The 6,155-nt window shown below is 69.5% G+C and carries 9 protein-coding genes and 1 tRNA gene; 7 read left to right on the forward strand and 3 right to left on the reverse strand.

The window, feature by feature from the left end; genetic code table 11:
• Positions 1-27: 27 nt before the first annotated feature.
• Positions 28-498 carry a MarR family winged helix-turn-helix transcriptional regulator gene (locus D9V41_RS10185; RefSeq protein WP_121794451.1) on the reverse strand — a complete coding sequence of 157 codons (471 nt, stop codon included), beginning with the start codon at positions 496-498 and terminating at the stop codon, positions 28-30.
• Between the two features lie 57 nt (positions 499-555).
• Here D9V41_RS10185 and D9V41_RS10190 point away from each other — a divergent pair, with 57 nt between their 5' ends.
• Positions 556-1,401 (forward strand): alpha/beta fold hydrolase, encoded by an 846-nt coding sequence (locus D9V41_RS10190; protein WP_121794452.1) that lies wholly within the window; start codon positions 556-558, stop codon positions 1,399-1,401.
• Positions 1,402-1,537: 136 nt separating this feature from the next.
• Here D9V41_RS10190 and D9V41_RS10195 read toward each other — a convergent pair.
• Positions 1,538-1,619: transfer RNA gene (locus D9V41_RS10195), tRNA-Leu, on the reverse strand.
• 247 nt (positions 1,620-1,866) lie between these two features.
• A complete protein-coding gene (gene bcp, locus D9V41_RS10200) occupies positions 1,867-2,340 on the reverse strand; it encodes a thioredoxin-dependent thiol peroxidase (RefSeq protein WP_121794453.1) in 474 nt (157 codons plus the stop codon).
• A gap of 47 nt (positions 2,341-2,387) precedes the next feature.
• Between bcp and D9V41_RS10205 the strand changes: the two genes are divergently transcribed.
• The 6 genes from D9V41_RS10205 to D9V41_RS10230 all read left to right on the forward strand — a co-directional run bounded on the left by D9V41_RS10205 (position 2,388) and on the right by D9V41_RS10230 (position 6,039).
• Entirely contained in the window at positions 2,388-2,636 is a 249-nt protein-coding gene (locus D9V41_RS10205; RefSeq protein ID WP_243697226.1) for a DUF3618 domain-containing protein, read from the forward strand.
• Between the two features lie 2 nt (positions 2,637-2,638).
• Positions 2,639-2,965 carry a GroES family chaperonin gene (locus D9V41_RS10210; RefSeq protein ID WP_121794455.1) on the forward strand — a complete coding sequence of 109 codons (327 nt, stop codon included), beginning with the start codon at positions 2,639-2,641 and terminating at the stop codon, positions 2,963-2,965.
• On the forward strand, positions 2,962-4,071 hold the full coding sequence (locus tag D9V41_RS10215) for an FUSC family protein (protein WP_121794456.1): 1,110 nt from the start codon (positions 2,962-2,964) through the stop codon (positions 4,069-4,071). The genes D9V41_RS10210 and D9V41_RS10215 overlap by 4 nt, the downstream gene beginning before the upstream one ends.
• Positions 4,072-4,133: 62 nt before the next feature.
• Entirely contained in the window at positions 4,134-4,619 is a 486-nt protein-coding gene (locus tag D9V41_RS10220) for an ArsR/SmtB family transcription factor (RefSeq protein ID WP_121794457.1), read from the forward strand.
• Positions 4,619-5,689 carry a serine hydrolase domain-containing protein gene (locus D9V41_RS10225; protein ID WP_208006818.1) on the forward strand — a complete coding sequence of 357 codons (1,071 nt, stop codon included), beginning with the start codon at positions 4,619-4,621 and terminating at the stop codon, positions 5,687-5,689. Before D9V41_RS10220 ends, D9V41_RS10225 begins: the two co-directional genes overlap by 1 nt.
• Positions 5,686-6,039, forward strand: a complete 354-nt coding sequence (locus D9V41_RS10230; RefSeq protein ID WP_121794458.1) for a hypothetical protein — start codon at positions 5,686-5,688, stop codon at positions 6,037-6,039. Before D9V41_RS10225 ends, D9V41_RS10230 begins: the two co-directional genes overlap by 4 nt.
• The last annotated feature ends 116 nt before the right edge of the window (positions 6,040-6,155 follow it).

Here is a 6,155-nt window from a genome sequence, read left to right on the forward strand (position 1 = left end):
CCTCCTGCGTGGCAAGGGCGCGTGTGCTCAGCTGCCGGCGGCTTCGACCTCCTCGAGGGCGGCCAGCATGTGGCGCAGAACGCGCAGGGTGGCGTCGAGTTCGTCACCGGTGAGGTCGCCGCCGACGCGACTCATCAGCCGGTGTTCGCGCGCCGCCACCGCCTCGATCGCCTCGGCACCCGCCGGGGTGAGGCGCACGAGCGACGACCGGCGGTGCGCGGGGTTGTCGATGAGCTCCACGAGCCCCGCGGCGAGAGCGTCGTTGACCATGCGCTGAACGAACTGGCGGCTGAGGTCCTGGTCGCGCGCCATCTGGGGAACGGTCAGGTCCCCTCCGCGCCGGAGTTGGTCGAGAACCGACCGCACGCCGACCGACATGCCCATGACGCTTTGATCGCGCTCGACGATCCGCGCGACTTTGCGGTAGACGGGGCCGAGAGCCACGTAGACCTCGGCGAGTCGGTCGGCCAGGGTGTCGGGGCCGAGGGGAGTGCTCACACGAACAGTATGACACCTCAGTTGTCAAACGCCTCGAGATATGACACCTTGGTTGTCATGTGGACGACTTCTCTTCGCACCCTGGACCTGTCCGACCATCGCGTGGCGTTCCTCGACATCCCCGCGGCCGATGACGATGCCCTGCCCCTCGTGCTGCTCCACGGCGGGGCGGTGGACCGTCGCATGTGGGGCCCACAGCTCGGTGCGTTCGAGGAGCGGCGCCTCATCGTGCCCGACGCGCGGGGACACGGCGGCAGCTCGGACGCCGACGGCCCGTACCGCTTCTGCGACGACGTCGTCGCCTTGCTCGACCGTCTGGGAATCGAGCGCGCTGTCCTCGGCGGCGTGTCGATGGGTGGGGGCACCGCGGTCGACACGGCACTCGAGCATCCCGAGCGGGTGGCGGCGCTCGTGGTGAGCGGCACTGGGACGAGTGAGCCGCAGTTCCGCGAGCCGTGGGCGCTGGAGGTGTTCACCGCGTGGCAGGCGGCCGGGGAACGCGGTGACGCCGACGGCTGGGTGGAGGCCTTCATGCGCTTCGTGCCCGGCCCGCAGCGAGACCGCGCGGACGTCGATGGCGACGTGCTGGACCTCATCGAGACGATGGCGCGCGACACGCTCGCCGCCCACGTGCAGGTCGGCCCCGACGGGAGGCCCGTGCCGCCCGTGCCACCGACTCCGGTGACGCAGACCTGGGAGCGGCTCGGGCAGATCCAGGCGCCGGTGCTGGCCATTTGCGGCGCGCTCGACGGAGGCGACCATCGCGACATGGGTCGGCGGCTGGCGGATGCGGTGCCCGACGGGCGGTACGTGGAGGTGCCGGGCAGCGGCCACTACCCGAACCTGGAGAACCCGGACTTCTTCAACGCGGAGGTCGGTCGGTTCCTCGCTGAGCTCGAGTGAGGGCGGGAGGAGGTAGTCCCGACGGCGGCACAGAGAACAGCAGCGATCTTCCCGCGAGCTTCGGGTAGATGTGAGGGCGCTGGCTGCCGCGGCGCTTGGGATTCCGTAGCACGAGGGAATCGCCACCTCGCCAGGGTGCCGGTGACAGGACTCGAACCTGCACGTCCTAGGACACAGGAACCTAAATCCTGCGTGTCTACCAGTTCCACCACACCGGCCCCAGCCCAAAGAATAGGCGACACCTACCTGCGGGGGACCCCTGCGTCGCTGACGCGAGTGAAAGCGCGGAGTGCCGGCACCGCGCGACCCGCGCCGAATTCGGTGTACGCCGAGTGGTGCACATTTCTGCGCGAGTGGTGCACGTTCGCGATCGGAGCCCTGAACCGGTGACGAAATTGCACCACTCGCGGGTGAGGACGGGGGCGTGCCCGGCTGCGCGCCCCGATCCCACCGCCGCGGGTCGGGTCAGGCGCCGAGGCCGAGGTCCTTGCGGAGCTTGGCGACGTGACCGGTGGCCTTGACGTTGTACTGGGCGAGCTCGACGTTGCCGTCGGCGTCGATGACGAACGTCGAGCGGATGACCCCTTCGACGACCTTGCCGTAGAGCTTCTTCTCACCGAACGCGCCATAGGCCGAGAGGACCTGCTTCTCCGGATCGGAGAGCAGTGTGATGGTGAGACCGTCGCGCTCGCGGAACTTCGCGAGCTTCTCCGGCTTGTCCGGAGAGATGCCGAGCACCTCGAAGCCTTCGCCTCGGAGCCGATCGATGGAGTCGCTGAAGTCGCACGCCTGCTTCGTGCAGCCGGGCGTCATCGCGGCGGGGTAGAAGTACACGATGACGCGCTGGCCGCGCAGATCCGAGAGCGTGACCTCGTCACCGGTGTCGCTGGGAAGAGTGAAGTCGGGTGCCGTGTCGCCGGGCTGCAGTCGGGTGCTCATACGCACTATCCTGGCTCATGACAGAAGGACCGAACGAGAGGCATGACGTGTCACAAGCCAGCCCGGACCAGCTCGTCGACGAGATCGAGGACATTCGCGTGCGGCTCGCGGGCACGATCGACGAACTCATCGACCGATCCAATCCGAAGAACATCGTCAAACGACAGCTCGCCCAGGTGAAGGCGCACTTCGTGGCTCCGGACGGCTCCGTTCGTGTCGAGAACGTGGTTCCGGTCGTCGCCATCACCGCCGCCGTGGTGGGCGGAATCATCGTCGTCCGCCGCCTGTTGGACTGACCATGTCCGACGACGCCAAGCTTCCCATCCGCATGCTGCACGACCGGCTCCTCGTCTCGGTCGACAAGGACGCCGGCGACCGGCGGTCCTCGGGCGGCATCGTCATCCCCGCGACGGCCGCGATGGGCCGCCGCCTCGCGTGGGCGCGGGTCGAGGCCGCAGGCTCGCAGGTCCGCAGCGTGCAGCTCGGCGATCGCGTGTTGTTCGATCCCGAGGACCGGGCTGAGGTCGAGGTGCGCGGCGAGAGCTTCATTCTGCTGCGCGAACGCGATCTTCATGCCGTCGCGTCGGAGCGCATCGAGGAAGGGCAGACCGGGCTGTATCTGTGAGCGAGCTCCCGTTTCGTCGGCTGAGGGTTCCCCGGCCCCAGACGACGTTCGCCGACCGGGCGATGACCTTGCGTCATCGCTGGCGCCTGATCCTCCGGATCAGCATCGCGACCGGTGGCGCCTTCGCCGTCGCCACCTACATCCTGGGCCACCAGCAGGCCTTCTTCGCGCCGATCGCCGCGGTACTCGCGCTGACGGCGGGCGTCGGCATGCGGGTCCGGGTGACTTTCGAGCTGGTGCTCGGTGTCGCGGTCGGCGTCTTCATCGGCGAGTTGCTCATCCTCGGCATCGGCCGTGGCGCCTGGCAGATCGCGCTCGTGGCGGCGCTCACGGCAGCGATCGCCACCCTCCTCGGAATCAAGGGCATGGCGATGACTCAGGCCATCAACTCCGGGCTGCTGCTGGCCGCGGTCGTTCCGCTGCCCGGCGCGAGCGACCCGGCCCTCACCCGGTTCCTCGACGCCCTCGTCGGCGGCCTCTTCGGGCTCGCGATGGTCGTGCTGATTCCGCGCAACCCGGTCCGCGACATCGACGGCGACGTGCAGCGATTGCTGCGTCGCCTGGGAGGTGTTCTCAGTCGCGTCGCGCAAGCGTTGCGCACCGATGACGCGGCCCTCGCCGACCTCGCGTTGGAGGAGGCGCGGGCGGCGCAGAGTCTGGTCGACTCGGTCTCCGATACCGCCACCAACGTCGCGGAGGTCGCGCGCATGTCGCCCATGCGGTGGCGCCAGCGCGACGACGTCGCGCGCTACGTCGACTCGGTGACCGACCTCGACAACGCCGTGCGCGACGCGCGTGTGTTGGCGCGGCGCGTCGCGGCGATGTTGCGTCACGACGAGAGCGCGCCGGCCGGCCTCGACGAGGCGATCGATCGGCTCGTCGTCGCGGTCGGCATCTTCGCCGACGACCTTGCGCAAAGTGACGAGTTCGACGAGGCGCGCGAGGAGCTCGTCGAGGCGTCTCGGATCGCCATGTCGTCACTGCCGGAGATCGTCACCGTCAACACCGCGTCGATCGCCGCGCAGATCCGTTCCCTCTCGGCGGACCTCATGCTCGCCAGCGGCGCCACGCGCGCCGAGCTCGACGAGCGCCTCGACTTCGACTGACCTCCCGCGGGACTCGAGGCACAGGTCTCGACAAGTTTTCCGAAATTTCGTAGTTTTGGAATATGTTGATGGAGGAGCGGATCGCCCGGCTCGAGGAACGGGTGGCGGCGCTGGAGGAAGCGCCTGCGGCGCCCGGCCCGTCCGCGGGCGACTTCTGGGTTCTCGACGGTCTGCGACCGGCGGCCGAGGGCAATGACGGCGTCGTGGTGTGGGCCGGGATCGTCGAGACGGGGATGGGTCCGGCCGAGTGGCAGATGGGGCGACCGGTCGCAGAACTCATCGATCCGGACCGGGTCGACGCGTTCGCCGACCGGCTAGCGGCGCTCGGGCACCCGGTGCGACTGTCACTGGTGCTCGCCGTCCTGCGCGGCACCACCAAGGTGACCGATCTCGCCGAGCAACTCGCGCTCGCCTCGACCGGGCAGATCTACCACCACCTCAAGGCGCTCACCGCCGCCGGCTGGTTGCGCCAGGCGGCGCGCGGCCACGTCACCGTGCCGGCCGAGCGCGTCGTCCCCCTACTCGTCGCCGTGGGAGTGAGCAGTTGATGAAGCGACAGATCAGCATCGCGGCCTCGGTGATGGCCGTGGTCGGGCTCGCCGTCGGTTTCTGGCTGAGGCCCGGAGCCGGCGCCGTCACCGCCGGTTCGCCGGTCGCCGGTGACGAGGAGCTGGGCCGTCAGGCGCTCGACCAGGTGCCGTCGTACGGCGTCCACGCGCTGTCGGTCGCCGCGGTGACTCCCGAGGGCCAGCGCACCGCCACGGTCGGAGCGCCGCTGGACGGCACCTTCGAGATCGGTTCGATCACCAAGGGGGTGACCGGATTGCTCTACGCCGACATGGCCGAGCGCGGGGAGGTCCGGCCGGACACGCGGCTGGGCGATCTCCTCGATCTCGAGGGAGCGGTCGGGGACGTCACCCTCGAGGAGCTCAGCCAGCAGCGTTCGGGCCTGCCGCGGCTCGGCGGCGGTGTCGGCTTCTTCGTCCGCGCCGCGCTCGACACCCTCCTCGCCCGCAATCCCTATTCCGAGTCACGGGACGAGCTGGTCGATCAGCTGCGATCGATCGACCTCGGGGAGAAGGAGCCGTTGTACTCCAACCTCGGTTACGCCGTCCTCGGTCACGCGCTCGCCGCGGCCGCCGATTCCAGCTACCCGGAACTGGTCGCCGAACGCATCGCCGAGCCGCTGGGTCTGACCTCGCTCGCGGTTCCCACGTCACCCGAGCAGCTCGGCGACGACGCCGTGCAGGGCCGCGACCGCGCCGGCCGCGCTCAGCAGGCGTGGGCCAACGAGGGCTTCGCCCCAGCGGGAGCCATCCGGGCGAGCGCCGAGGACATGGCGGCGCTCGCACAGGCCCTGCTCGACCAGACGGCACCGGGCGTTGCGGCGTTGGACCCGCAGACCGATTTCGCCGAAGGGGTGCGGATCGGCGCCGCGTGGCTGACCGAGGAGGTCGACGGGCAGACCGTCACGTGGCACAACGGCGGCACCGGCGGATTCCGGTCGTGGTTCGGCCTGGACCGTGAGCGTGGCGTCGCGGTCTATCTCGCCGGTGCGACGTCCGTCGATCTGGACGAGGCCGGCTTCGCACTCCTCAAGGAGGTCAGCGGTTCGTGATCATCACGTGGTTCCTCATCGGACTGCTGGCCATCGAGCTGGCGGCGTTGCTGGGTGCCGCATTCGGCGGGAAGAACGCTCCGTCGCGGGTCCGGCTGGCGGTCGTCGCCCTCGAAGCACTGGTCGCGATCGTGGTCGTGCGAGCACTCGCGGGCTGGGACGAGTGGACGCAGTGGATCTGGGTGCTGGGGGTGGCGGTCTTCGCCGTCGGGCTCGCCGTCGCGGTGTTCCGCTGGCGCGAACTTCCGGTCGTCGAGGAGGGAACGGCCGCGTGGCGCACCGGCGGTTCGGTCCTCTACGCGGCGGTGCTCACCGCGATCGCCACCGCGGTCGCCCTGACTTTCGTGTAGCCGCGTGACGTCGAGCGACACGCGCCGCGCGAGAGGGCGTGTCAGATGGTTTGTGTAAGTGGTTCGTCTCCTGATTGAAGGACGACACTGATGACCATGACAGATGAGGATGCTCG

Origin of the sequence: Aeromicrobium phragmitis (assembly GCF_003674095.1) — a bacterium.
GTDB classification, from domain to species: Bacteria; Actinomycetota; Actinomycetes; order Propionibacteriales; family Nocardioidaceae; genus Aeromicrobium; species Aeromicrobium phragmitis.